We start from the raw sequence: 24715 nt of genomic DNA on the forward strand, positions 1-24715 counted from the left end.
TCAGTCTCCTTCCGGTGACCTCGTTTGATTCAGAGGTCTGCAAAAACTGTTGGCTATTATGCACCCGGAATTACGAATCTGCAATGAGAAAACTGATTGAAACAAACCCATAACGTGAATGGAATACTCTACTTTGTGACAGTCATTACTGCTGCAATGACCTTAATAGTCTAATTTCAGCTGCATAACCTGCAAGTTCGTTCGGAGTCTCCAAAATAAACGGCAGCGAACGCAAGTGGCCATTCGATACAATATTCTGCATAACCTGCATACCTCCACCAAATTCCTCACTGCCAAGGTATCCCTTGCCGATGCACTCGTGACGATCTTTATGGGCGCCACAAGAGTTCTTCGAATCGTTGATGTGTACGGCATGCAAGCGATCGATACCCACCACGCGGTCGAACTCGTCGAGTACGCCGTCCAGATCATGGATGATGTCGTAGCCGGCATCGCTCACATGGCAGGTGTCTAGGCAAACGCCCAGCTTGGCCGACAGCTCGGGGCGTTTGCCGGCAACACCCTCAATGATGAGCGCCAGTTCCTCAAAGCTGCGGCCCACCTCGGTGCCCTTGCCCGACATGGTCTCGAGCAGCACCGTCGTCTGCTGGCCCTCAAACATCACCTGACACAGGGCGTCGACAATCATCTGAATGCCGGCGTCGGAGCCCTGCCCCACATGCGCACCGGGATGGAAGTTGTAGTAGTTGCCGGGCAGCGCCTCCATGCGCCGCAGGTCCTCTGCCATAGCCTCCAAGGCGAACTCGCGCGCCCGCTCTTTGGCAGAACAGGGGTTGTAGGTATACGGGGCATGCGCCACCAGCGGTCCAAAGTCGTTTTGCGACATAAGCTCGCGCAGAGCCGCCACGTCATCCATGTCAAGTTCTTTCGCCTTGCCGCCGCGCGGGTTGCGCGTAAAGAATGCAAAGGTATTGGCGCCAATGGATAGCGCCGTCTCCCCCATCGCCCGATAGCCCTTCGTCGTCGAAAGATGACACCCGATCGTCAGCATCTCCAGCTCCCTCCTCATCAGTTGCGGTGAAATACGGTCTATTGGTGCCCTATTTTGGCGCAAACAGACCGTATTCCACCGCAAGTTATAAAAGGGGCATCAGGGGCAAAGGCCTCCAAGGCATTCCAGGCGCTGGCGCCATGCCCCCACGCACTAAAGTTTCAAGCGAATCGCATCGATAATGCGCGCGCAGCGCTGCGTGGCGGCAAGGGGCATGGCGGGACTCTCGAGTTTCCCCGCCCGGATGAGCTGGGTCGCATGCTGGATTTCGCCGTAGAAATCATCGATCTCAAACGGGGCATTTATTTCGAGCGTTCGACCGTCGGAATACTTCACATGGGCGAGCTCGGGGCGATGGAGACGCTCGATTTCCAACGAGCCTCGCTCACAGACAATCGTTAAGCGGCTTTCATATGTTGCTTTGCCGTCGCACACCATATGAATGGGTATACCGCCGACGCTCATACGGATCTCGTCGGCCCAATCGACGCGGCCGCCTGATACGTCACGCCAGCGAACTTCACGGGATGAAACCTCGCACGCGCCCGCGAGCAAATCCTCAAACCAACCGACCGCATAGCAGCCCATGTCATATAGACAGCCGCCCTGCAACGAATCAAGCAGATAGCCCGAAGGAGGCTCGCCGTAATCGAGCTTTTGCACGCTTTCAATCGAGACAATACGGCCAAGCTCACCCGACGCAAGCAAGTCCTTCACGCGAGTGCGCATCGGGCAAAACCGATTCTTCATCGCCTCCATAAACAGCACGCCGCGCTCACGAGAGGTGGAGGCAATCGAGAGAGCCTCTTCCTCACTCAAAACGGCCGGCTTTTCGCACAGCACGGCCTTTCCCGCGCGCAGTGCCCGACAGACCCAATGCGCATGCATGCCATGTGGAAGAGCCAAGTAGATTGCGTCGACATCGGGGTCGGCAATCAGCGCATCATAAGCCACATCGCCGCTATCGTCAGCCGTGGCATAACTGTGCGCGGCATCAATCGAAAACGCCCTGCAAAACTCCTCAACATGCGAAGGAGTGCGGCCGGCGGCAGCCACAAGCCGTGCCCCGTCCACCTCCTTGAGCGACGATGCAAATCGATGCGAAATGTGTCCAGCGCCCAAAACGCCCCAACAAACCTCACACAAATCATCACATGAATCCCGATGACCCACGACAGCCCCCTTCAGTTGCGGTGAAATAGTTCCTGTTGGGCCCCTATTGCCCCAAACAGGAACTATTCCACCGCAAGTTATAAAAGGGTCATGAGGAGCGCGTTTTGCCGAAGGACTTAAGCACCGCCGTCACGGGACCAGGCTGGAAACGTCGGCGCACATCGTCGAGACGCTCGGGAATATCGATGTGCTGTGGGCAGTGGCGCGCGCATTTGCCGCACTTGACGCAATTGCTCACGAGCTTGGGCTCGCTCGTGCGCACCGCACTCGCCGTAAAGTATTGCGACAGCCCCGTAAACCAGCTGTGCGCATAGCTCGCGTTGTAGGCGGCAAAGCAGCCGGGAATGTTGATACCCTTGGGGCATGGCATGCAGTAGCCGCATCCCGTGCAGGGCACACGGTTCGATTTCTCAAACTCCATCAACACGCGCGCAATCGTGTCGAGCTGGTTGGCAGTCATCGAATTCGGCAACGCGAGGTCTGCCAGTGACGAATTCTCATCCACCTGCGCGATATCGGTCATACCCGAAAGCAGCATCGTCACCTGAGGATGATTCCACACCCACGAAAGACCCCAGGCGGCAGGAGTGCGCAAATGCGGGTCACGGGCACTATCGAGCACAGCGCGGGCCCGTGGCGGCAGCTTGCCCGCTAAACGCCCGCCCAGCAGCGGCTCCATCACAAACACCGCGAGCCCGCGCTCCGCAGCCGCCATGAGTCCTGCCGTTCCCGCTTGGTAACGCTCGCCGGCATAGTTGTACTGTATCTGGCAAAAATCCCAGTCATATGCGTCAAGCATCGTCAGGAAATCCACCGCGCTGCCGTGGTACGAAAAACCAATCTGGCGAATGCGCCCCGCCGCCTTTTGACACGCGATCCAGTCCTCAATGCCCAACGCCACCACACGTTCCCACTGGGCGGGCGAGGTAATGTTATGCATGAGGTAATAGTCGATATGGTCGGTCCGCAGGCGCCGCAGTTGCTCATCGAAGAACCGGTCGAAATCCTCCGCGCACTTGCACGAAGCATGCGGCAACTTGGTCGCCAGCAACACCCGGTCACGCAGCCCCAAGCACTCAAGCGAGGCGCCCACGCACGCCTCGTTACCGGGATAGAGATACGCGGTGTCCAGATAATTAATCCCCTGCTCCACCGCACGGGAAATGATGGCATCGGCTGTCTTCGCATCCGGACGTCCCGGCGCACCGGGAAACCTCATGCAGCCCAGACCCAACGCCGAGATACGGTTGCCGCTTTTGGGGTCAACGCGATATTGCACGGCCCCTCCCTTCGCCATCAGCGCCCCGGCAAGGCGAAACACAATGGTCACGCAGCCGAAACATCGTGGAATCGCAATCGAGAACGTATCGTAACGCAGCAGAAATCGAGCTGTCACGGCACCGCTTTAACATCAGCAAAAAGCCCGATGAAAGGAGCCGGGCATGACCACGCGCGAGGACGCCTACCCCTACCCCGGCGAGCAATACATCCTCTCGGTCGACCGCTATCAGATCGAGGTCATGGACCATCTGGACGAGCCTCCCGCCACGGGTGCCGTCATCTTCTGCACCTTCCCCAAGGTCCGCGATGGCGTCGGATACCCCGCCCGCGTCTTTGCGGTCTGCCCTGCAGCGTAGCGTCCAGGCAAACGTTTCTTTTTTATAACAGCCGCCCCGCGCACCCACCAATCACCCTGGCAGCATACAATCCATCAGGCGCCCCCTTACGCGGGCGCCTTTTATATGGGGAGATGATTCACATACAGATCAACAAGGTCACCTTTATCGGCAAGGGCGGCGTCGGCCTGCTCTACGGCAGCATGATTGCCAAGGCCCTCGGCAATGACGCCGTCCAATACGTTATGGATGACGCCCGTTTTGAGCGTCACGCGGGCGATGCGCTCACCGTCAACGGAAAGCCTTGCGATCTCACGTCCGTCCGTGCCAGCGAGGCAGCGCCCGCCGATCTGGTCATCCTGACGGTCAAGACCACCGGTCTCGACCAAGCACTCAAGACTATGGAGCGTGTCGTGGGACCCAACACGCTCATCGCCTCGCTGTGCAACGGCATTACGAGCGAGCAAAAGATTGCCGAACGCTTTGGCTGGGAGCATACCGTCCTGGGTATCTGCCAAGGCATGGACGCCGTGTTCCTCAACGGCGCGCTCACCTTTACCAATGCGGGCGAGATCCGCTTTGGTGCGGCCGCCGGCACCGACCCCGCGACCGTCACCGCTATCGACGGGCTCTACATGCGCTGCAGCATCGCCCACACCGTCGAGGACGACATCAACCGCCGCATGTGGGCCAAACTCATGCTCAACGACGGTATCAACCAGACCTGCATGGCCTACGGCGGGACCTACGGAAGCGCCACGGAGCCGGGCTCCGAGCAACGTCGCTGCTTTGTTTCCGCCATGCGCGAAACGCTTGCGGTCGCCAACGCCGAAGGCGTTGAGCTGACCGAGGCAGACCTGACGCAAATGGTGCACCTCATCGAGGGAATCGACCCCGCCGGTATGCCCTCGATGGCTCAAGACCGCATCGCAAGGCGCAAAACCGAGGTTGATGAGTTCGCGGGCACCATCTGCCGCCTCGCAGCCAAACACGATATCCAGGCACCGCAAAACGAGTGGCTCTATCGGCGCATCCGCGATATCGAGAAAAGCTGGTAGCGCCAACGCGCCGCATTCAACAGCCTTAACAGCAAAACCGCCGCAAGGGAACCTTTCCCCCTGCGGCGGCCTTCATCTTCGTCTATGACCGGCGGCCAATCTCACAACAGTTAACGTTGCGACCCCGGCACCTCGTCCTCATCGTCGCGGCAAAGAACCACGCCCGCGCTTCCCAGCAGTGCGGCCGCGATCAGCGCGCCGACCACGATAGGAGCAGTCCCGCATGTCCCCTGCATGCCCGCGACGAGCGCGGCCGTGGGACCAAGGCAGCCAAGCATCAACGCGACGGCGGCAACGGCGATATCTCGAGCATTCACAAGACCACTTCCTCCAAGAGAAAGACCTTATTTCTCATGAACTAGTGTGCCCCGCACCCATACGCCCAGCGTACCGCCACGGTAAGGGCTCTGTTAACTCGAACGCACATAAAGAACGGGCGGCTTTACGTTGCCTAAAAGCTCAGTAAAGACGCCCGCCCATCATGTGCCAATTTTCCTTATGGCAGATTACCAACCGGTATAGTAGTCGGTGGTTCCGGCAGCGCAGCCGGAGTCATAGACCTTGCACTCGCCCTTGGAACCGGTAAACGTGGAACCCTGAGCCTTATCGCCCGCGGCCACGACATAGTAACCATCGGAATCGCGCCAAAAGCCCTCGGAATCCTGAGTCCACTCGCCCGTGCGGTGGTGATACAACACGTTGCTGCTGTAATAGGTCTCACGGCGGCCGTTATAGTTATTGACGCCGCTCGAGCGCGTCAGGCCCGAGCCGTTCGCGTAATACGCAGCAGGCGCGTAAGACGAACCGGAGCCGGCGTTGTAATACGAAGCCTGAACGGCCTCAGCGGCCTCGGCTTCGGCGGCCGCAGCCTCGAGCGCTTCGCGCTTGGCATCCTCAAGCGCAGTGCGCAGCTCATCGAGCTCGGTCGACTTGGCGTCGACCTCCCCCATCGTCAACAGGCTACCCGCACCGTCGATACAGCCCTGCAGCACAGCGCGCTCGTCATCGGTGGCATAGTCGCCATACATATTCATGATGATCTGAGCGCGCATCTCCAGGGAATCGCGCTTGGCCTCCATCGAGGCGTTCCACTCCTGCATGGAACCATAACCATCGCCGCGATAGTCAACGGGCTGTACCAGCGTCGTCTCGGACGGCGCAGATCCAACCGTATCGGACAATGTTGCGGCGTGGGCATCAGTTGCACCGGCGCCCGCCAAAAGTGCCACGGTCAGAGCGGCGGAAAGGGCGGCGGCTTTCGGTTTTCGTGAATCGATCCTCATGTAGCTGGAAACCTCCGTAGTGCGTTTTTGCTGCGTTTGAGCTGCGTGTGATTCGATTGCGCTGCATAGTACCCCGAGCAAATCGCGACCTGCAGTTTTACTCAAAAGGCGCACGTCAATTGCGTAAAACTCACATCCTCTCAACAGGAGTTTTCCACAACTCGAATGCATAAAGCGTGTCAAAAACCCTGTTTTTGCACCCTCTCTATGCAAAAAAGGCGCCTGTGCAACCATTGTTCGCACAGGCGCCTTGAGCAGGCATTTTATGCAGTTATACCTATCGAGTCGCAAGGGGTCCTTGCACAAGTCGCTTTACTCGTCCAGCGCGGCGAAGGCCTGCTTCAGGTCCCAAATGATATCCTCGGCGTTCTCGGTACCGATGGAAAGACGGATCGTGGAGGGCGTGATGTTCTGCTCGGCGAGCTCCTCGGCAGACAGCTGGGAGTGCGTGGTGGTAGCCGGGTGCACGACGAGCGACTTGACGTCGGCCACGTTGGCGAGCAGCGAGAACACCTGCAGATGATCGATGAACTTCCAAGCTGCCTCCTGGCCACCCTTAATCTCAAAGGTAAAGATCGAGGCACCGCCGTTGGGGAAGTACTTCTGATAGAGCTCATGATCGGGGTGCTCAGGCAGGCTCGGGTGGTTCACCTTGGCGACGTGGCTGTCACCAGCCAGGAACTCAACGACCTTCTTGGTGTTCTCGACATGACGGTCAACGCGCAGCGACAGAGTCTCGGTGCCCTGGAGCAGGACCCAGGCGTTGAACGGGCTGATGCAGGCGCCCTCGTCACGCAGCAAGATAGCGCGGACATAGGTTGCGAAGGCGGCGGGACCGGCAGCCTCGGCAAACGAAACACCGTGGTAGGAGGGGTTGGGCTCAGCGATCTGGGCATACTTGCCACTCGCCTTCCAATCGAAGTTACCGCCATCGACGATCACACCGCCCAGCGAGGTGCCGTGGCCGCCGATGAACTTGGTTGCGGAGTGAACGACGATGTTGGCACCATGCTCCAGCGGACGGAACAGATACGGGGTGCCGAAGGTGTTGTCGACGACAACCGGCAGACCGTGCTTCTTGGCGATCTCGGAGATGGCGTCGATGTTGGGGATGTCGGAGTTGGGGTTACCGAGCGTCTCGAGATAGATGACCGTGGTGTTGTCCTTGATGGCGCCCTCGACCTCGTCCAGGTTGTGGGCATCGACGAAGGTGGTCTCGACGCCAAACTGGGAGAGCGTATGCTCCAGCAGGTTGTAGGAGCCACCGTAGATGGTCTTCTGAGCCACCATGTGGTCACCGGCCTGGGCAAGAGCCTGCAGGGTATAGGTGATGGCAGCAGCACCGGAGGCGACGGCAAGACCTGCCACGCCACCCTCGAGCGCGGCGATACGATCCTCGAAGACGCCCTGGGTGGAGTTGGTCAGACGGCCGTAGATGTTTCCGGCGTCGGCAAGACCAAAGCGGTCGGCGGCGTGCTGGGAATTGCGGAACACATAGCTCGTGGTCTGGTAGATAGGCACGGCGCGGGAGTCGGATGCGGGATCGGCGCTCTCCTGGCCAACGTGAAGCTGCAGGGTATCGAAACCAAAGGTGTGCTCGGGGTTGTTGATGAACTGGCTCACGATGATCTCCTTGATCGAACAAAAGTTAATAAATTAGAGAGAAGTAAGTCGCTGTCTCCTGATCACGCCGACGGGCGCAAACAGGAGCCCGGCATTCGTCTTAGTAAGCAATTCATATGCGGGCCTCCTTTCGCATCCCGGTTCCGTGGTTGGCTTAATTACCTACCGCCTTTGTGTGTTTTGAATAGTACGAGCATTGTTTCCCTCGGTCAATCACTTAAAAGCGCTAACCTGTTATCGGTTTTATAGATAACACTCGAAAGGATGGCGCCGATGACCCTCCAGCAGCTTCGTTTCCTGATCGCCGTAGCAGAGTCCGGCTCAATCAATGCCGCAGCCCAGCGCCTCTATACCGCTCAGTCCAACATCTCAAACGCCGTCAAAAGCCTGGAACAGGAGCTCCACCTGGAGATCTTTACGCGCTCCAGCCGCGGCGTCACGCTCACCAACGACGGCACCGAGCTTTTGGGCTATGCGCGCCAGGTCGTAGAGCAGGCCGACATGCTCGAGGCGCGCTACGAGGACGGCGGCACCCCGCAAGCCCGCCTCGCCATTTCCACCCAGCATTACGCCTTTTCGGTCGAGGCCTTCGTCAACGTCGTCGAGCGCTGCCGGGACGACAAGTTCGAGTTCATCATGCGCGAGACCACCACATCGCAGATCATCGATGGCGTCCGCGCGTTTCGCAGCGACATCGGCATCCTCTATCTGGACGACTTTAACGTCCGCGTTCTGCAGAAGGCTTTTGCCGATGCGCGCGCGAGCTTCCATCCCCTATTCGACGCGACGGTCCACGTCTTCGTTAGCGAGCGCCACCCGCTTGCCCGCCGCCCGCAGCTGTCCCTTGCCGACCTCACACCATATACGCGCTACAGCTTTGAGCAAGGCACCTCGAACTCCTTCTATTACGCCGAGGAACCTTTTAGCTATATCCCTTGCGACCGCAACATACGAATCTCGGACCGCGGAACACTTACCAACTTACTTATCACGTCGAACGGCTACACCCTGTCGACCGGTGTCCTCTCCAATGAAATGCAATGGGGTATGGCATCGATCCCGTTAGCAGACGCCCCAACGATGCACGTAGGCTATATCATGCACGACGAGCGCAAGCCCTCTCCCCTCTTGCAGCAATACCTCGACGAGCTCAACCGCATCATCCATGCCAACTAACTGTCGGAAGACGGGGTAGAAATCGTAGATTGCTAGCCCCCGGCGGGCATGGCGCTACAATGGTCACTCACACGAAACGTACCCAACGAAAGGAACCATGTGAAGGTCATCATCTATACCGACGGCTCGGCCCGATCAAATCCGGGACGCGGCGGCTACGGCGCCGTACTCAAATACACCAACCCCGCCGGCAAGACCTTCACCTCCGAGCTTTCACGCGGCTACGCCAAGACCACCAACAACCGTATGGAACTCATGGCGGTCATCGTGGCGCTCGAGGCGCTCAACCGCCCCTGCGAGGTCGAGGTCCATTCCGATTCGCAGTACGTCGTCAACGCCTTTAACAAGCACTGGATCGACGGCTGGAAAAAGCGCGGATGGAAAACCGCCAACAAGCAGCCCGTCAAGAACCGCGACCTGTGGGAGCGCCTACTCACCGCCAAAAGCAAGCACAAGGTTGAGTTCATCTGGGTTAAGGGTCACGCCGGTCACGAGCTCAACGAGCGCTGCGATGAGCTCGCCACCACGGCGGCCGACGGCAGTAACCTCGATATCGACACCGGCTTTAACGAGAGCGACCTGTAATAGCGTTTTCGCGCAGCTTTATATCCCCACGCGCTACACTCATCCTGTAGACCAAACAACGCAAGGGGGACGTATGCTGCGCATCGCGACCATCGGCACATCCATGATCACCGACGACTTTATCCAAGTCGTCAACGCCAACGACCAAGCCGCGTTTGTGGGCACGCTTTCACGCGACGCCAATCGCGGTACCGCCTTTACCGCCGAGCGCGGTGGCGAGCGAAACTTTACGTCACTCGATGAGCTTGCGGCAGCCGCCGACGTCGACGCCGTCTATATCGGCAGCCCTAACGCACTTCACTACGAGCAGGCCCTTGCCTGCATCGCCGGTGGCAAGCACGTCATCGTCGAGAAACCCTTCTGCGCCACCGAAGCGCAGGCGCTGGAAGTCTTCCGCGCTGCCGAGGCAGCAGGTGTCGTGGCTCTCGAGGCCATGCGTCCCCTCCACGATCCCGCCTTCCACGCCATCGAGGACGCCCTGGGCGAGATCGCCCCCATCCGCCGCGCCTCATTGCGCTTTGGCAAGTATTCCTCGCGCTACAACGAGATTCTCGCGGGACGCGCCACCAATATCTTCGACTGCAATATGGCATCGGGTTCCCTCATGGACATTGGCGTCTACGCCGTCGAGCCCATGGTCGAGATTTTCGGCATGCCCTCCGGCCTTACGAGCATGACTACTCTGCTCGACCCCACCACGCGACAGCTCACGCACGGCCCCATCGACGGCTGCGGTTCCATCCTCGCCAGCTATGGCGGAGGCCGCATCTCCGTCGAGCTCGCGCACTCCAAAATTACGAATGACCTGCTGCCCTCTCAGATCGAAGGCGAGCGTGGCACTATCCAGATCGACCATCTGTCCACGCCCCGCAACGTCAGCATCGACTATCGCGGCGATGTCGTACGTGGCTCGGCGACCGAGGCACCGCGCGAACAGGGCGACAACGGCCGCGTGCTCGACCTGCCCAAATCGAGCAACACTATGGAATACGAACTCACAGACTTTATCACCGCCATCGGCGACATCGATATCGTCAAGGAAGAGATTTGGGAGACCCCGGCGGGACGCCACGAGCTTGGCCACTACCGCGATGTCACGCTCGTCTCGCTGCGCATCATGGATGCCGTGCGCCAGCAGGCCGGCATTACCTTCCCGGCCGACGCAGGCAAGCAGGCATAGCGATGGGCCTCTTCGATACGTTCTTCTCCAGCGTCACCGGCGGCAGTCGAGAACCTCAAAAACCATCAAACGTCGAGCTCGAGCTGCGCCGCAGGCTTACTGTGCTCGCAAGCGACGAGGCCACTCAAGACACTCCCCTGCGCTATTTCCTGCGCTGGGCGGGGCAAGTCCAAGGCGTTGGCTTTCGCTTTACCACCACCAACCTCGCGCAGGCACGCTCCCTCACCGGCTGGGTGCGTAACATGGAAGACGGCTCAGTCGAGATGGAGATACAGGGAGCTCCGGCAAACATCCTATCTCATCTCGAGGCGCTTCATGCCTCCTACGAGTGCATGGGAACGCGTTTTCGCCTCGTAGACGCCCAGGCCCGAGCCCCACTTGCCAATGAAGACGGTTTCAGTCCTCATTATTAGTATTGTGTGCTAAATACGGTATCATTTACCTACGACCGTTAATAGAAAAGAGGCGAGGCGCATGGCGGTGCAAAGAAGGAATACCAGGCAGCGAAAGCTGGTTCTTGACGCCGTGCGCCAAAGTTATAACCATCCCACCGCCGACGAAATCTACAACGCCGTGCGCGAACAGGATGACAAGATCAGCCGCGGCACGGTCTACCGCAACCTCAATCTCTTGGCAGATGCCGGAGAAATCCTCTCGATCAAGACGCCGGGCGGGAGTCGCTTTGATCGCACCATCGAGCCGCACGCACATATCATCTGCACCTCGTGCAGCCGCGTCATCGACGTGCCGCTCCCCTTCGATGCCCAGCTCGACGCCGAGGCGTCCAAGCAAATCGGTTGGCACGTCACGTCGCACTACACCATCTTCGAGGGTCTCTGCCCCGACTGCCGGTAGATGTTTGGGGCATGCCTACTCGGCAAGTAGACGACGCAGTTCTTCTTCGACCGTGCGCACGTAGCGGACGCGGTCGTTGATGCCACGCATAGAGGGGTTGCAGCTCTCCATCAGATAGGGATGGCCCACGACGTTGAGCATGTCGCGGTCGTTTTCGTTATCGCCAAACGCCATCATCTCATCGGGCGAAATACCCAGGGCACGACCGTAGTCGGCAAGCGCGGAGCCCTTGCCCGAACCGAAACCGATAAAGTCCGTCCATTCGGTTCCCGACGTCATCACGTCAACACGGTCGCTAAAGAGGCGCTCGAAATACTCCAGGGCCGCCGGCTGATCCACCTCGGGCGTCTGGAAGGCGATCTTAATGACGTCCTCGTCGATGTCCTCGGGGCGGTCGACCACCGCCACATCGCAGTGGACCTCATAGCGCAAATGGTCGACGAACGCATCGTTGCCGCTCATGGTGTAGAGGTGTCCCTCACACGAAAGGGTCACGTCGGCATGGGGATACGCAACCACGGCATTCGCGATATCCATAGCAAGACTACGCTCCATGGAGCGCTTGACAACGGCACGCCCCTCGCTCATCACCAGGGCTCCGTTCTCGCATACATAGGCGAGCTCATCGGCCACCGGGGTAAACAGATAGCGCAAGCTCGCATATTGACGACCGCTCGCCGGCATAAACACGATACCGCGACGATGCAGTTCATCGATGAGCTCAAAGGCCTCGGAACGCGGCTCGCGCTCCCCCCGATGCAGCAACGTGCCGTCCAAATCGCATGCAATCAGCTTGATTCCCTCAAGACCCATATGCTTTCCCCCCAAAGCACCTCATCAACAGTAAGACGGACTTTGAATAGCTGCCTCTCAAAGTCCGTCTTACTCATACGCACGTTAACCGCGCGCCTTTTTTACGATCGTAAAGTCGGGAGCCATACTCACAACGGCATCCGCCGCACTCGACGCAAAGCGCCGGTCCGCATCGAGTTCACGGGTAACCACCGAGAGCCAAACGCCCTCGACGCCCCGGAGCATGCGGCCCAAAACAGGCTGCACCGGCGTATACATGCGCACGGTATACTCGTCCGAATCGCCTCGGAAAAGCGGCGCGTGCATATTGCCGATCTCCCAGCACGCATGCGCGAGCGCAATCGGGTCCATGCGGTCGACTTCGACCAAATAAACCTCGGCACTGCGCAGGCGCACGACAACCGCCACGGGCACCATGCCCGAACGGTCGATGGCGAGCACATCGCCATCGGCAAGGCGATCGCCATCGGCAGCGCCCAGCCGAATATCGACCGTACGCCCCAGCTCCGTCACGCCCACAAATGTGCGGGCATCGGCCTGGTCCCAATCGAGTAGTAGCTCATCGACCTCAAAGACACCGCCCAGCTCCCGGCGAAGCAAAAGCTCATAGGACGGGTCGTTGAGATTTCCGAGACACGCTGTCGAAACCAGATTCACAGGCATAGCCTAGTCCTCGACCTCGACGAGCTCGATATCAAAGTTGAGGTCCTTGCCGGCAAGCTCGTGGTTGGCATCGAGCGTCACGGCCTCGGGCGTTACGTCGATGACGACGGCGGGGACGGGCATGCCGCTCGGCGTGGACAGGAAGAGCTTCATGCCCTTCTCGATCTGCTCGATGTTGGGAACCTGCTCGGCCGGGAAGGTAATAACCATCTCGGGATTGTGCTCGCCGTAGGCATCGGCAGCAGGAATGTGCACGGTCTTCTTCTCGCCCACCTGCATGTCGACAACAGCGGCGTCGAAGCCCTTGATCATCTGACCGGCGCCGCAGGTGAACTCCAGCGGCTCGCCGCGATCGTAGGAGCTATCGAACTGCGTGCCGTCGTCGAGCGTGCCGCGATAATGAGTCTTGACCTTCTTGCCCTGGTTGGACATGGTAACCTCCGTGATAAGGGCGGCGCACAACGCGGGCCGCCGTGAACATATGGCGCTAACTATACCCTAGTCATACAATTCAATGACAGTTTGCAAAGAAACGCTGCAACCGGAGGAACCATGGCATATCCCGTATTTGACCTACACTGCGACACCGCCGACCGCATCGGCTGGGCCACGCTCGATCTCGACCTGCGCTTTACCGCCGGCACCGACGGTTATTTCCCCGGCGACGAAACGCATCCGCAAGATTTCGACCTCATCGAGGGCAACGCCTGCGCCATCTCGCTCGCAAAGATCGGCAACACGCCATGGGCACAGTGCTTCGCCACGTTTGTCCCCGATGAGATTCCCACCGCCCACGCCGCGCGCTTCCAGGCGCAGATCATGGCGCATATGAGCGGCCAGGCAATGCTCAACCACGACCGCATGGTCAACGTACGCAGCGCGGCAGACATTCGCCCCGCGCTCAAAGACGGCAAGGTCGCCTGCATCCACACCATCGAAAACGCCACGTTCTTTGCCGAGGACCCCGCGTTGATCGAGGTGCTCAAGAGCTTGGGCGTACTCATGTCATCGCTCAGCTGGAATGCGCAGGGACCGCTCGCGAGCGGACACGATACCCACGCCGGCCTCACCGCCGCCGGCATCGAGGCACTTACGCAGATGGAGCACGCCGGCATGGTGCTTGACGTCTCCCACCTCAACGATGAGTGCTTTGACGAGGTTGTCGCCCACGCCACACGTCCCTTCGTCGCCAGCCACTCCAACTCCCGTGCGGTTTGCGGCGTCAAACGCAACCTTACCGACGACCAGTTCCGCACCATTCGCGACATGGGCGGTATCGTCGGCCTCAACTACTGCAGCGAGTTCCTTTCCAACGACGCAACCGACAAGACCGCCGCAGACGTCACCTTCGACCAGCTGGCGGCACATATCGAGCACTGGCTCGACCTGGGCGGCGAGGACGTCATCGCGCTCGGCGGCGACTGGGACGGTGCCACGGTGCCCGCTTTCCTCTCCGATGCCAGCAAGATGCCCGAGTTCCAGAACATGCTCTCCAAGCACTTTGGCAAGACCGTGATGCAGAAGCTCTGCAGCGATAATGCCCTTGCCTTCTTCGAGCGTTATTAATTTCACATCCCCTGAGCGAGCCGGCATGCCGAACGGTCGACATGCCGGCCCGTCCCCAATCTGAAGGACCGCTTTTGACGCAGCAGTTTACGATTTCCGTATCCCGACCGGATGGGACGCCCATCCCCGTCGTCGTTACCAAAAAGCGCGTCAAGAACTTCAACCTACGCGTCACATCGAGCGGTGAGGTCCACGCCAGCGCACCGATCGGCGCCAGCCGTGAGCGTATCGAAGCGTTTGTGAAGCGCAACAGCGCCTGGATTATCAGCCGACTTGCCCAGCGCGAGCAACGTCAGGCGACGGCGAGAGAGCCGCTCAGCCCCTCGTCCATCATTGCACTTTGGGGCAAGCCCATCACGGTACAGGATGCACTCGATCATAACTTTGCATCACCCGCACCGCGGCCCAAGCAGGCTACCTTCGCAAGTTTTATGGGTACCGACGAGCCAAACGGACGTCCGCAGGCCAAGTGGAACGCGACCCTCGACGGCTTAACGCCCCGTGAGATCCAAGCCCATATTGACCAGCTCTATACGTCCGAGGTCACATCGGCACTGCGCGATATGGTGCACGCATACGAAATCGCAATGGGTGTCGCCGTATCCCGCGTTTCCGTACGCAGCATGAAAACGCGTTGGGGATCATGCACGCCCAAGACCGGAGCCATTCGCATCGCACGCGAACTTGCCGCCTATCCCATCGAATGCCTCGACATGGTTGTCGCCCACGAGCTCGTCCACTTGCTCGAGCCAAGCCACAACCAGCGGTTCCACGTCCTGCTCGACACATACTGCCCCAACAATAGAGCACTTTCTCAGCGACTCAAGCAGCCACCCATAGAGACGTATTAGAACCGGTTAGCGCACACGCTCGATCTCGACACCGCAGCTTGCCAGGGGAAGACCGACGGGCGCCCAAGGCTTATCGAGCTTAACGCGCACGCCAAGCAGCAGGGGGTAACGACGTAGCAGCATCTGGGCCACGCCCTCGGCTGCAGCCTCGATGAGCCTAAACGTATGCTCGCGCAGATAGCCATCGACATCGTGGCATACCGAGCCGTAGTCAATCGAGGCGTCCAGGTTATCGTGCTCCCCCGCTGCACGCAGGTCGGCATAGAGCACCAGGGACACGATGAACTTCTGGCCCAGCGCGTTCTCTTCGGGATATACGCCGTGGTTAGCAAAAACCTCAAGACCTTCAACGGTGATGCGGTCGGCATGGCGCAGATCGTCATAGCTCACGTGGGGTACCGCCGTTGCGGTGGATATTTCGCCCCTTCCACGGCGGGCGAGCTCGGCACCTTCAGTCTTGGTTGCATTCTCGGGCAGTTTCTTATTGCTCATCGCGATCGTCTCCTTCGTTTAGAACCCCGACCGCGCAAACTAACTACACGCGAATCGACAGGTTCTTTTTATCATCGCTCCAGTTGCAAGCATTGCGCGCGGGGCATGCAAAGCAGGCGCGCGACGCTTTATCGGCCGCATAGAGCAGACGCTCAAGCGGTTGGCTGTTCACGCGCAGCTTTCGATGGCCCAGAATGGCCGTCTTAATGGCTGCGGCATCGGCCGGCTCAAACGCCACATCATCGGGCATGCCGCCGAGAATCGCATCAGCGACGCGTTCGCTTGCAACATCATGGGATATACCCGATTCATACTGTTCATCTTTGCCGATATCGTGAAGAAGTGCCGTGGCGTAGATGACCTCGCGGTCAAATTCGAGCTGTTCCTCGAGATTCTTGATCCACATAATGCGAGCGACATCGAGCAGATGGTCAATACCGTGGCGGCAGAAGATGCGCCCCGATTCCAACTGCGCAATGTTGCCCAGGTGCCGCCGAAACAGCCCGTTGGCACAAATGTAATCAATGCGAGGCATGGCATCAAAGGGGGCCAGGCCCGAAGCCATGAAGCCGCGACGCGGCGTCCCCTCATCGGTCTTCGATGTAAAGTCGTTGACGACCCTCATGCTAACGGCCCAGCATCCTAAAGAACCGCTCCTCGAGCGCGGGATCGGTCTCAAAGACGCCGCGGCGAGCGAGCGTCACGGTCTTGGTGCCAGGCTTTTGCACGCCGCGCATGGTCATGCACATATGCTCAGCCTCCATGAGCACAATCGCTCCCTGGGGAGCGAGATAATCCATGAGGGCGTCGGCAACCTGCGCACACAGCTGCTCCTGCAGCTGCAGACGACGGGCATAGACTTCAACCGTGCGAGCGAGCTTAGACAGACCCGCCACGCGACCGTTAGGGATATAGCCGATCGCAGCCTTGCCATAAAACGGCAGCAGATGGTGCTCGCACAGCGAGTAAAACGTAATGTCGCGCTCGATAACCAAGTCGTTCGAGGCGACGGCAAAGGTTTTGGACAGGTGCTCCTCGGCACTCTGGTCCATACCGCCGGCGATCTCACCATACATACGGGCAACGCGCGCCGGGGTCTCCAGCAGGCCCTCACGAGTTGGGTCCTCGCCTATGCCCTCAAGCAACAGCTTAATGGCGGCCTCGACTTTTTCCTGATCGACCATCTGGGCCTCACTTTTCCGATTTCACGTTCGCGCTATGGTACCACGCTCTTCGGCATCGACCACAAGCTACATAGTATGGGTCGAATAGACCGGATCATCACGCCAAAGTTCAACCGCATCACAAAGCGCAACGCCCTCGCGCTCAGCACGGGCGCGCGTGGCGTTCATATCGATCACGCGCTGGTTACTCGAGCCCCTAAAGCGCAATGAGATATCGTACAGATCCTGAACAAACGGGCCATCCACCAACATATCGAGGCAGGCAAGGATACGGTCCGTCGCCTCGGTATGGTGACGACCACCCGGCATAAGCTCCTCGAGCACGTCGCCGGTAAAACACCAAATGGTCTTGCCCGACCCCGCAGGATAGGCCGCACGCACGCGTTCGATAAAGTCAACAAGCCCTGCCTGATTCTCGGGCTCCATGGGCTCGCCACCCAGAATCGTCAGGCCATCGATAAAGGGATGGTCGAGACTCTCGATAATCTTATCCTCGACGGCGCGATCGAACGGCTCGCCCGCAGCAAAGTCCCACGCGACAGAGTTAAAGCAGTTCTTGCACCCACGACGGCACCCACTCACAAACAGAGAAGTACGAACGCCTTCTCCATCAGCAATATCGAAATACTTAATGTTCGCGTAGTTCATAGGTAACTCTCCCGGGAGGCCGGGACATATCATCCCGTCCTCAAACATTCTCGGCCTTCGGCCTGCGAAACTGCGGGCGGGACGATATGTCCCGGCCTCATGCAAAGGGTAACTCAATGAACGAAGCGAACATCGAGTATGGGGTTCGAAGTCCAATAAAAACTTTGTTGCAGCTCAACCGCTATCGCAAGTAAATCGCAGCTGCAGCTCGAATTATTTCCGCTAAGAACTTCGAGGAGCGAGCAGGCCGCGCGCTGCATCTCAGCTACGTCAACTTGGCTGAACCGAGAGGGCCGCTTGGGCATTTGCTCGATATGAGTTCCGCACGCAAAGAAGGCCACTTAATGTGGCCTTCGTCTTGCGCAGGACTGTCCGAAATAGCGAGCAAATGCCCAAGCGGCCCTCTCGGTTCAGCCCCGGAGCGGTATTAGAGATGCAGCACGCGGTCGCGGATCTCCTCGGTTCGACCCTGGTTCCAGAACTGGGTACCGATGTAACCGCACGTGCGACGGGCGACATTCATCTTCTCCTGGTCACGATTGCCGCAGTTGGGGCACTCCCACACCAGTTTGCCGTCATCCTCGACAATCTTGATCTCACCGTCGTAGCCGCACACCTGGCAATAATCGCTCTTGGTGTTGAGCTCGGCGTACATGATGTTGTCGTAGATGTACTGCATCACGCGAATGACAGCCTTGAGGTTGTCCTGCATGTTGGGAACCTCGACGTAGGAGATGGCACCGCCCGGCGAAAGCTGCTGGAACATACCCTCGAACTTGAGCTTGTCGAATGCGTCGATCTCCTCGGACACGTGGACGTGGTAGCTGTTGGTGATGTAGCCCTTGTCCGTCACGCCCGGGATGATGCCAAAACGACGCTGCAGGCACTTGGCGAACTTGTAGGTCGTCGACTCAAGCGGGGTACCGTACAGCGAGAAGTCAATATCGCTTTCGGCCTTCCACTCCGCGCACTTGTCGTTCATGCGCTGCATGACGGCCATGGCAAAGGGCGTGCCCTCCTTCTCGGTGTGGCTGTGGCCCGTCATGTACTTGACGCACTCATACAGGCCGGCATAACCCAGACTAATGGTGGAGTAACCGCCCACGAGCAGCTTGTCGATCGTCTCGCCCTTCTTCAGGCGGGCGAGGGCACCGTACTGCCAAAGAATCGGTGCGGCATCCGAAAGCGTACCCATCAGACGCTCATGACGGCACAGCAGGGCGCGGTGGCACAGCTCAAGGCGCTCGTCGAAGATCTTCCAGAACTTATCCATGTCCTGATGCGAGCTCAGCGCGACATCGGGCAGGTTGATGGTCACAACGCCCTGGTTAAAGCGACCGTAGTACTTGGGCTTGTTCGGGTCATAGTTCAGCGCGTTGGCCACGTTGTTAAATCCGTTACCGGAGCGGTCGGGCGTCAGGAAGCTGCGGCAACCCATGCAGGTATAGCAGTCGCCGTTGCCCGCGGTCTCGCCCTTCGACAGCTTGAGCTCGCGCATCTTCTTCTCGGAGATGTAGTCGGGCACCATGCGCTTGGCGGTGCACTTCGCAGCCAGCTGAGTCAGGTAGAAGTACGGGGAATCCTCGTGAACGTTATCGTCCTCGAGCACGTAGATGAGCTTGGGGAACGCCGGGGTGATCCACACGCCGGCTTCGTTCTTAACGCCCTCATAGCGCTGACGAAGCGTCTCCTCCACAATCATGGCAAGGTCGTGCTTCTCCTGGGGCGTACGGGCCTCATTGAGATACATAAAGACCGTCACGAACGGCGCCTGGCCATTCGTGGTCATAAGGGTCACGACCTGATACTGAATCGTCTGAACGCCGCGGCGGATCTCGTCACGCAGGCGGTCCTCAACAACCTCGCGGACCTTTTCGGGAGATGCGGAAACGCCGAGCTCCTCGAGCTCGCGGGCGACCTCGCCGCGAATCTTTTGACGGCTCACCTCGACGAACGGGGCAAGATGGGTCAGCGAAATCGACTGGCCACCGTACTGGGAGGAAGCAACCTGAGCGATGATCTGCGTCGCGATGTTGCAGGCAGTCGAGAAGCTGTGCGGCTTCTCGATCAGCGTGCCCGAAATAACAGTACCGTTCTGGAGCATATCCTCCAGGTTCACCAGGTCGCAGTTATGCATGTGCTGGGCAAAGTAGTCCGAATCATGGAAGTGAATCAGACCCTCATTGTGAGCATCCACAATCTCCTGGGGCAGCAGCACACGCTGGGTCAGGTCCTTGGAGATCTCGCCGGCCATGTAGTCACGCTGAACGGAATTGACGGTCGGGTTCTTGTTGGAGTTCTCCTGCTTGACCTCTTCGTTGTTGCACTCAATCAGCGACAGAATCTTGTCGTCGGTCGTGTTCTTCTGGCGCTTCAGGCTCTGAACATAGCGATAGATGATGTAATGGCGAGCGACCTCGTAGCAGTCGAGACGCATAATCTCGTCCTCGACCAGATCCTGAATCTCCTCGACCGACACGGTGTGGCCCGCGTTCTCGCATGCCTCGGCGACGTTTTGTGCCGCGTAAACCACCTGGCGGTCGGTAAGACGAGAGCTCTCCTCGACCTCCAAGTTTGCGGCGCGGATGGCATTGACGATCTTATCGATGTCAAAGACAACCTCGGTGCCGCTGCGCTTGATGATCTTCATCCTCTTGCCTCTTTCGCATCGTAGCCTCATCGCGCTTCAGAGCCAAACGATACCCGGCAGGGCTTGCCCCTGTCTTGCGGCGCCGTCGCGCAATCTGTGTTCTCGATAAACCATAAGCCTCCATGCGGACATTCCCTGGAGCCGATCAAGCGGCTCAAGGACACGTTCAAAAGAGGCAGTTAAGGTCTTCGTTCTCTGTCCGCCATCTATCATACGACAAAGAGGCATCTATATCCTGTATTCTTTTTTTAGGTCAAACACAACATATAGTGTTTCAGCAGGTCAAAGCAATTAGTCATTTTGCAGACGCATTAAAAATGAGGGGTTCTTGGGAAGTCGGTAAAACGTTACCAACACGGCTACCTGCATGGCAGTTATAAAACCCCCTTAGTCAAGCCGCTGACAAATCCTACCAAAACCAAGCCGCTCACGCCAAAAGAATCCAAAAGATTATGCTTGACCAACATGTTGCGGTCACGGTCGGCCAGGACGTATGCAATCTGCCGGCACCTCTACGGGGACCTTGGATCAATATTTGGTGGCATATTTGACGGCGTGCTTGGTAGCAAAACAAAACAGCCCAGAGGACATAGCCTCTGAGCTGCGAACATTTGGTGGGCGTTAGAAGATTTGAACTTCTGACCTCTTCCGTGTCAGGGAAGCGCTCTCCCCCTGAGCTAAACGCCCAAATGGAGCGGACAACGGGGCTCGAACCCGCGACCCCAACCTTGGCAAGGTTGTGCTCTACCAACTGAGCCATGTCCGCTTACGAGGATTAATCTTACGTGATGCCCGCATCCTATGCAAGAACTTTTTTTAAAAAGTTTTGCAACGCCCTCGCGAACCTCGCGAAGACATCAGCCACCACGGAAGGCGCGGGCAAACGCAATCTCGCCGCAAGAGACCCCTACATCTCACCGAGCATGATCCAGGCAGAGCTGTCCTGCGCGAGCCTGCCGTCTGCAAGCGGTGATGAGGTGAGCAGGACCCTGCCCGCCGGCAGCTCCACGGCTGCTGCGCCGAAGTTCGTCACACACGCCCAGCCGTTGTCGCGGCGATAGGCGATGACGCCGCCCTCGGCGCCCTCGGCACCATCCGCAAGACCGGTGCGCCCGTCAAGATCGAGCCACGCAAGATCGTTGGCGCAACCGCGCAGCTTGCGCCGAAGCCAGAGGGCGTCACGATAGAGCGCAAGCATCGATGTCGGGTCCGCTTCTTCCCTATCGGCAGCGTAATCGGAAAACCATGCAGGTTGCGGCAGATGGGGCGCCGCATCGGCGTCCGCCGGCGAAAACCCAAACGATCCGCCCTGCGCGGGATCGTCCGCCGCCACCCACGGCAGGGGCACACGGCAGCCGTCGCGCCCCTTCTCACGCTTCGGTCCGCGCGTATTGGTCGCAGTAGGATCTTCGAGTGCAGCCCACGGGATGTCAGCCACCTCAAAAAGGCCGAGCTCCTCACCCTGATACACGTATGCCGAGCCCGGAAGCGCCAGTTCAAGCAAAAGGGCCGCCCGCGCGCGGCGCTCGCCGAGTTCACGGTCCTCGTCATAAGACGACCCGTCGCGCAAGAGCCAGTCGAGCGCAATCTGGTGGTAGCGCGTCGCCTTGATTTGCGGCAGGGCATAGCGTGTCGCCACGCGCGGCACGTCGTGGTTGGAGAGTACCCAGGTCGAGGCGGAATCGGATTCGACGGCTGCCTTCAAGCCCTTCTCGATTGCAGTGTGCATGTCATCATAGGTCCAAGTGGCCTTGGCAAACTCAAAGTTAAATGTCTGGCCAAGCTCGCTGGGACGCGCGTAGAGATACTGGCGCTCGGGCAGCACCCACGCCTCGGCAACGGCACTGCGCGGCGGATTATAGCGGTCGAACACGCGGCGCCACTCGCGATAGATCTCGTGGACCTCATTGCGGTCCCACAGCGGATGGGTGCCGTCGTCAACCATGTCATCGCCCTCGGCGAGATGCCACCGGTCGAGGTCATCGCGGTCGAGATCCTTGGCGAGACCCTGCGCCACATCAATGCGAAAGCCGTCGACGCCTCGATCGCTCCAAAACGCCAGGACGTCGCAAAAGAGCGCATGAACCTCGGGGCATGACCAGTCAAAGTCCGGTTGCTCGGGCGTAAACATGTGCAGATACCACTGACCGTCCGCAACACGCGTCCATGCGGGGCCGCCAAAGTTGGCATTCCAATTGGTGGGAGGCAGCTCGCCATGCTCGCCGCGACCATCGCGGAAGATATAACGGGCGCGTTCGGGCGATCCGGGGCCGGCGGCAAGAGCGGCTTTGAACCAGGGGTGCTGGTTGGATGAATGGTTGGGCACGATGTCGACGATGACCTTGATGCCGCGCGCGTGAGCCGCAGCGATCATGTCATCGAAGTCGTCAAGCGAGCCGAGACGCGGGTCGACATCGCAGTAGTCCGCCACATCATAGCCGCCATCGACAAGAGGCGATGGATAAAACGGGCTCAGCCAGATGGCCTCGATACCCAGTCGCTCAAGATAGTCCATCTGCTGGGTAATGCCCGCGATATCGCCCAGACCCGAACCAGTCGAATCCTTAAACGAGCGCGGGTAGATCTGATAGATCGCGGCATCGGACATCCATGAGCGCGAAGAAGACTTTTCTGTAGCCATGGGGCGTATCTCCCTTGCAACGAGGGTAGTGTCGAGAAAGTTGGTGTAAGGGCCCTTGCGGCCCCTGTGTCCGATATCCGGAATCAGTTGATATCCTAGGCCGCCTCCACGCTGTCGGCAAGTTCCAGGCTGGATTCGATCATCTTCCTGGCCGCCTTCTCCAGCTCCGCCCAGTCGTGCTCGCCCGCGGCACCCATTCTGAACGCGGCGTCATGCATCTCGGCCATCTTCCTCTCCGAGAAGTAGCGCGAGCCGGACCATGTCTCGGCCTGGTCGCACATGACGGCGCCCACGAGCCTGAGCAGCGAACTCTCCGACGGGAAGACCTGCACCACGCGCGAGCGGCGCTTGATTTCCCTGTTGGCGCGCTCCTGCACGTTGTTGGTGCGCAGGCGCTTCCAGTGCGACGGCGGGAAGTCCAGGTACGCGAGCGCGTCGGGCTCCGCCTCCTCGAGCACCCTCGCCGCCCTCGGGCAGCACCCCTCCAGCATCTCGCACGCCGCGTGGTACATGGCCACGGCGGTGGCGGCGTCCCCGGCGCGGAAGACCGACGAGACGATGCGCCCCACGCGGCGCCTCAGCTGCCAGGAGCCGGCCTCGCGCATGCAGTCGCGCATCAGGTGCACGGCGCATCGCTGCCAGGCCGCCCCCTGGAAGACCTCGCCTATGGCCCTGACCAGGCCCCCGTGGGCATCGGATACGACGAGCTCGGTGCCGGTCGCGCCGCGGTCGCGCAGCTTCCGCAGGAAACCGAGCCACGATTCGTAGGACTCCGTGTCCACCACGGACACCCCCAGCACCCGCCTCCAGCCGGACTCGTCGCAGCCTATCGCCGTGACCACCGCGGTCGAAGCCACGCGGCCCCCGCGGCGGCACTTGACGTAGGTCGCGTCGAGCCAGATGTAGGGTATCGCGCGCGCATCGAGCGGCCCCTCCGCGAGGTCGGCTATCTCGGCGTCGAGGGTCGCGGCGATCGCGCTCACGCGGTCCCTGCCGAGCCTCTCGATGCCCATCTTCCCGGCTATCCTCTGCACCTTCCTGGTGCTGGTGCCGGTGGCGTACATCTCGGCCACCGCCGCGACGAGCGCGCGGTCGACGCGCTGGTAGCGCTCGAGGACGTCCTCGGGGAAGAAGCTGCCCGTCCTGAGCTTGGGGATTCTCAGGTTGAGCGTGCCCACGCACGTCTCGAGCGTGCGGTTGCGGTAGCCGTTCCTGCTGTTGGCCCCCTCGCCGCAGAGCTGGTCGGCCTCCTCGTCCATGATGGCGTTGACCACCTGCTCGGCGAGCAGCCTGAGCAGCGACTGGATGTCGACCAACCCGTCGGTCGACCTCGGGATGGCGGCCCTACCCGGCATCGCGTCTGCTAATATCTCCATAGCGGTCCCTGTCCTTTCCCAGAACCTGTGTTATGTAGCAATTCCAGATTCTAGGACAGGGGCCGCTTGCGTTTGGCGGTCAGCCGTCGGCGCGCTTACACCAACATTTCCGACGCGATCGCAACGAGGTTATGCGAGATGCCCACGATGATACGCCCAAAGCGGACATTCGCGACAAACAACGCCACAGCCACGCCCCAAAACGATCGCCCCCTCTCGGGTTCGAGCCCATGCGATGGATACAAAAAAGCCCGGCTACCGTGGTAGCCG

General features: G+C 59.5%; 25 protein-coding genes and 2 tRNA genes. 9 read left to right on the top strand and 18 right to left on the bottom strand.

What is annotated here, in order from left to right; genetic code table 11:
- Positions 1-145: 145 nt before the first annotated feature.
- The 3 genes from ABHT90_RS01935 to ABHT90_RS01945 all read right to left on the bottom strand — a co-directional run bounded on the left by ABHT90_RS01935 (position 146) and on the right by ABHT90_RS01945 (position 3464).
- Positions 146-1012 (bottom strand): deoxyribonuclease IV, encoded by an 867-nt coding sequence (locus tag ABHT90_RS01935; protein WP_195544140.1) that lies wholly within the window; start codon positions 1010-1012, stop codon positions 146-148.
- A gap of 153 nt (positions 1013-1165) precedes the next feature.
- Positions 1166-2185, bottom strand: coding sequence for a Gfo/Idh/MocA family protein (locus ABHT90_RS01940; RefSeq protein WP_346981402.1), 1020 nt, complete (start codon positions 2183-2185; stop codon positions 1166-1168).
- Positions 2186-2273: 88 nt separating this feature from the next.
- Complete coding sequence (locus tag ABHT90_RS01945) at positions 2274-3464, bottom strand: aldo/keto reductase (RefSeq protein ID WP_346981403.1); 1191 nt, start codon at positions 3462-3464, stop codon at positions 2274-2276.
- A 163-nt stretch (positions 3465-3627) separates the two neighbouring features.
- Here ABHT90_RS01945 and ABHT90_RS01950 point away from each other — a divergent pair, with 163 nt between their 5' ends.
- On the top strand, positions 3628-3822 hold the full coding sequence (locus tag ABHT90_RS01950) for a cyclase family protein (RefSeq protein WP_055309748.1): 195 nt from the start codon (positions 3628-3630) through the stop codon (positions 3820-3822).
- Between the two features lie 113 nt (positions 3823-3935).
- Positions 3936-4859: a ketopantoate reductase family protein gene (locus ABHT90_RS01955; protein WP_346981404.1), complete on the top strand. Its 924-nt coding sequence runs from the start codon at positions 3936-3938 to the stop codon at positions 4857-4859.
- Positions 4860-4969: 110 nt separating this feature from the next.
- On the opposite strand, the gene ABHT90_RS01960 is transcribed toward ABHT90_RS01955, so the two are convergent.
- The 3 genes from ABHT90_RS01960 to ABHT90_RS01970 form a co-directional block, all read right to left on the bottom strand.
- Positions 4970-5176, bottom strand: coding sequence for a hypothetical protein (locus tag ABHT90_RS01960; protein WP_346981405.1), 207 nt, complete (start codon positions 5174-5176; stop codon positions 4970-4972).
- A gap of 189 nt (positions 5177-5365) precedes the next feature.
- Positions 5366-6142, bottom strand: coding sequence for a hypothetical protein (locus ABHT90_RS01965; protein ID WP_346981406.1), 777 nt, complete (start codon positions 6140-6142; stop codon positions 5366-5368).
- Positions 6143-6454: 312 nt separating this feature from the next.
- Positions 6455-7765, bottom strand: coding sequence for an O-acetylhomoserine aminocarboxypropyltransferase/cysteine synthase family protein (locus tag ABHT90_RS01970; RefSeq protein WP_346981407.1), 1311 nt, complete (start codon positions 7763-7765; stop codon positions 6455-6457).
- Between the two features lie 273 nt (positions 7766-8038).
- Between ABHT90_RS01970 and ABHT90_RS01975 the strand changes: the two genes are divergently transcribed.
- The 5 genes from ABHT90_RS01975 (at position 8039) to ABHT90_RS01995 (ending at position 11561) form a co-directional block, all read left to right on the top strand.
- Positions 8039-8941 carry a LysR family transcriptional regulator gene (locus ABHT90_RS01975; protein ID WP_346981408.1) on the top strand — a complete coding sequence of 301 codons (903 nt, stop codon included), beginning with the start codon at positions 8039-8041 and terminating at the stop codon, positions 8939-8941.
- Between the two features lie 48 nt (positions 8942-8989).
- Positions 8990-9526 carry a ribonuclease HI gene (gene rnhA, locus ABHT90_RS01980; protein ID WP_117848769.1) on the top strand — a complete coding sequence of 179 codons (537 nt, stop codon included), beginning with the start codon at positions 8990-8992 and terminating at the stop codon, positions 9524-9526.
- Between the two features lie 73 nt (positions 9527-9599).
- Entirely contained in the window at positions 9600-10706 is a 1107-nt protein-coding gene (locus ABHT90_RS01985) for a Gfo/Idh/MocA family protein (protein ID WP_346981409.1), read from the top strand.
- 2 nt (positions 10707-10708) lie between these two features.
- Entirely contained in the window at positions 10709-11119 is a 411-nt protein-coding gene (locus ABHT90_RS01990; RefSeq protein WP_346981410.1) for an acylphosphatase, read from the top strand.
- A gap of 61 nt (positions 11120-11180) precedes the next feature.
- Positions 11181-11561, top strand: coding sequence for a Fur family transcriptional regulator (locus tag ABHT90_RS01995; protein ID WP_195232123.1), 381 nt, complete (start codon positions 11181-11183; stop codon positions 11559-11561).
- Between the two features lie 15 nt (positions 11562-11576).
- On the opposite strand, the gene ABHT90_RS02000 is transcribed toward ABHT90_RS01995, so the two are convergent.
- The 3 genes from ABHT90_RS02000 to ABHT90_RS02010 all read right to left on the bottom strand — a co-directional run bounded on the left by ABHT90_RS02000 (position 11577) and on the right by ABHT90_RS02010 (position 13469).
- Positions 11577-12374 carry an HAD-IIB family hydrolase gene (locus tag ABHT90_RS02000; protein WP_195232124.1) on the bottom strand — a complete coding sequence of 266 codons (798 nt, stop codon included), beginning with the start codon at positions 12372-12374 and terminating at the stop codon, positions 11577-11579.
- Positions 12375-12458: 84 nt separating this feature from the next.
- Positions 12459-13037 carry an urease accessory protein UreE gene (locus ABHT90_RS02005; RefSeq protein WP_195232125.1) on the bottom strand — a complete coding sequence of 193 codons (579 nt, stop codon included), beginning with the start codon at positions 13035-13037 and terminating at the stop codon, positions 12459-12461.
- Positions 13038-13040: 3 nt separating this feature from the next.
- Positions 13041-13469, bottom strand: a complete 429-nt coding sequence (locus tag ABHT90_RS02010; RefSeq protein WP_117640821.1) for an FKBP-type peptidyl-prolyl cis-trans isomerase — start codon at positions 13467-13469, stop codon at positions 13041-13043.
- Positions 13470-13589: 120 nt separating this feature from the next.
- Here ABHT90_RS02010 and ABHT90_RS02015 point away from each other — a divergent pair, with 120 nt between their 5' ends.
- Positions 13590-14603 carry a dipeptidase gene (locus ABHT90_RS02015; protein ID WP_117640822.1) on the top strand — a complete coding sequence of 338 codons (1014 nt, stop codon included), beginning with the start codon at positions 13590-13592 and terminating at the stop codon, positions 14601-14603.
- A 74-nt stretch (positions 14604-14677) separates the two neighbouring features.
- Positions 14678-15454 (top strand): M48 family metallopeptidase, encoded by a 777-nt coding sequence (locus tag ABHT90_RS02020; RefSeq protein WP_346981411.1) that lies wholly within the window; start codon positions 14678-14680, stop codon positions 15452-15454.
- 6 nt (positions 15455-15460) lie between these two features.
- On the opposite strand, the gene folB is transcribed toward ABHT90_RS02020, so the two are convergent.
- The 9 genes from folB to ABHT90_RS02065 all read right to left on the bottom strand — a co-directional run bounded on the left by folB (position 15461) and on the right by ABHT90_RS02065 (position 24424).
- Positions 15461-15946: a dihydroneopterin aldolase gene (gene folB / locus ABHT90_RS02025; protein ID WP_346981412.1), complete on the bottom strand. Its 486-nt coding sequence runs from the start codon at positions 15944-15946 to the stop codon at positions 15461-15463.
- 43 nt (positions 15947-15989) lie between these two features.
- A complete protein-coding gene (locus ABHT90_RS02030) occupies positions 15990-16571 on the bottom strand; it encodes an HD domain-containing protein (protein WP_175406008.1) in 582 nt (193 codons plus the stop codon).
- A 1-nt stretch (position 16572) separates the two neighbouring features.
- Positions 16573-17130: a GTP cyclohydrolase I FolE gene (gene folE / locus ABHT90_RS02035; protein WP_022094399.1), complete on the bottom strand. Its 558-nt coding sequence runs from the start codon at positions 17128-17130 to the stop codon at positions 16573-16575.
- 66 nt (positions 17131-17196) lie between these two features.
- Positions 17197-17778, bottom strand: a complete 582-nt coding sequence (nrdG, locus tag ABHT90_RS02040) for an anaerobic ribonucleoside-triphosphate reductase activating protein (protein WP_346981413.1) — start codon at positions 17776-17778, stop codon at positions 17197-17199.
- A gap of 427 nt (positions 17779-18205) precedes the next feature.
- Positions 18206-20428: an anaerobic ribonucleoside-triphosphate reductase gene (gene nrdD / locus ABHT90_RS02045; protein ID WP_055309732.1), complete on the bottom strand. Its 2223-nt coding sequence runs from the start codon at positions 20426-20428 to the stop codon at positions 18206-18208.
- A gap of 612 nt (positions 20429-21040) precedes the next feature.
- A tRNA-Val gene (locus ABHT90_RS02050) sits at positions 21041-21115 on the bottom strand.
- Positions 21116-21118: 3 nt separating this feature from the next.
- Positions 21119-21194: transfer RNA gene (locus ABHT90_RS02055), tRNA-Gly, on the bottom strand.
- Positions 21195-21335: 141 nt separating this feature from the next.
- A complete protein-coding gene (locus ABHT90_RS02060; RefSeq protein WP_346981414.1) occupies positions 21336-23069 on the bottom strand; it encodes a glycoside hydrolase family 13 protein in 1734 nt (577 codons plus the stop codon).
- A 95-nt stretch (positions 23070-23164) separates the two neighbouring features.
- Positions 23165-24424, bottom strand: coding sequence for an IS256 family transposase (locus ABHT90_RS02065; RefSeq protein WP_430393361.1), 1260 nt, complete (start codon positions 24422-24424; stop codon positions 23165-23167).
- Positions 24425-24715: the final 291 nt, after the last annotated feature.

Origin of the sequence: Collinsella aerofaciens (assembly GCF_039758815.1) — a bacterium.
In the GTDB taxonomy this organism is placed as follows: Bacteria; Actinomycetota; Coriobacteriia; order Coriobacteriales; family Coriobacteriaceae; genus Collinsella; species Collinsella aerofaciens_BP.

Excerpts from the sequence above, each read along its gene's own strand:
- nrdG (WP_346981413.1), bottom strand. The coding sequence starts at position 17,778 with ATGAACTACGCGAACATTAAGTATTTCGATATTGCTGATGGAGAAGGC.
- ABHT90_RS01990 (WP_346981410.1), top strand. The coding sequence starts at position 10,709 with ATGGGCCTCTTCGATACGTTCTTCTCCAGCGTCACCGGCGGCAGTCGA.
- ABHT90_RS02000 (WP_195232124.1), bottom strand. The coding sequence starts at position 12,374 with ATGGGTCTTGAGGGAATCAAGCTGATTGCATGCGATTTGGACGGCACG.
- ABHT90_RS01975 (WP_346981408.1), top strand. The coding sequence starts at position 8,039 with ATGACCCTCCAGCAGCTTCGTTTCCTGATCGCCGTAGCAGAGTCCGGC.
- ABHT90_RS01985 (WP_346981409.1), top strand. The coding sequence starts at position 9,600 with ATGCTGCGCATCGCGACCATCGGCACATCCATGATCACCGACGACTTT.
- ABHT90_RS02015 (WP_117640822.1), top strand. The coding sequence starts at position 13,590 with ATGGCATATCCCGTATTTGACCTACACTGCGACACCGCCGACCGCATC.
- folB (WP_346981412.1), bottom strand. The coding sequence starts at position 15,946 with ATGAGCAATAAGAAACTGCCCGAGAATGCAACCAAGACTGAAGGTGCC.
- ABHT90_RS02065 (WP_430393361.1), bottom strand. The coding sequence starts at position 24,424 with ATGCCGGGTAGGGCCGCCATCCCGAGGTCGACCGACGGGTTGGTCGAC.
- rnhA (WP_117848769.1), top strand. The coding sequence starts at position 8,990 with ATGGCGCTACAATGGTCACTCACACGAAACGTACCCAACGAAAGGAAC.
- ABHT90_RS01995 (WP_195232123.1), top strand. The coding sequence starts at position 11,181 with ATGGCGGTGCAAAGAAGGAATACCAGGCAGCGAAAGCTGGTTCTTGAC.
- ABHT90_RS01955 (WP_346981404.1), top strand. The coding sequence starts at position 3,936 with ATGATTCACATACAGATCAACAAGGTCACCTTTATCGGCAAGGGCGGC.
- ABHT90_RS02010 (WP_117640821.1), bottom strand. The coding sequence starts at position 13,469 with ATGTCCAACCAGGGCAAGAAGGTCAAGACTCATTATCGCGGCACGCTC.
- nrdD (WP_055309732.1), bottom strand. The coding sequence starts at position 20,428 with ATGAAGATCATCAAGCGCAGCGGCACCGAGGTTGTCTTTGACATCGAT.
- folE (WP_022094399.1), bottom strand. The coding sequence starts at position 17,130 with ATGGTCGATCAGGAAAAAGTCGAGGCCGCCATTAAGCTGTTGCTTGAG.
- ABHT90_RS01935 (WP_195544140.1), bottom strand. The coding sequence starts at position 1,012 with ATGCTGACGATCGGGTGTCATCTTTCGACGACGAAGGGCTATCGGGCG.
- ABHT90_RS01965 (WP_346981406.1), bottom strand. The coding sequence starts at position 6,142 with ATGAGGATCGATTCACGAAAACCGAAAGCCGCCGCCCTTTCCGCCGCT.
- ABHT90_RS02005 (WP_195232125.1), bottom strand. The coding sequence starts at position 13,037 with ATGCCTGTGAATCTGGTTTCGACAGCGTGTCTCGGAAATCTCAACGAC.
- ABHT90_RS02060 (WP_346981414.1), bottom strand. The coding sequence starts at position 23,069 with ATGGCTACAGAAAAGTCTTCTTCGCGCTCATGGATGTCCGATGCCGCG.
- ABHT90_RS01950 (WP_055309748.1), top strand. The coding sequence starts at position 3,628 with ATGACCACGCGCGAGGACGCCTACCCCTACCCCGGCGAGCAATACATC.
- ABHT90_RS02030 (WP_175406008.1), bottom strand. The coding sequence starts at position 16,571 with ATGAGGGTCGTCAACGACTTTACATCGAAGACCGATGAGGGGACGCCG.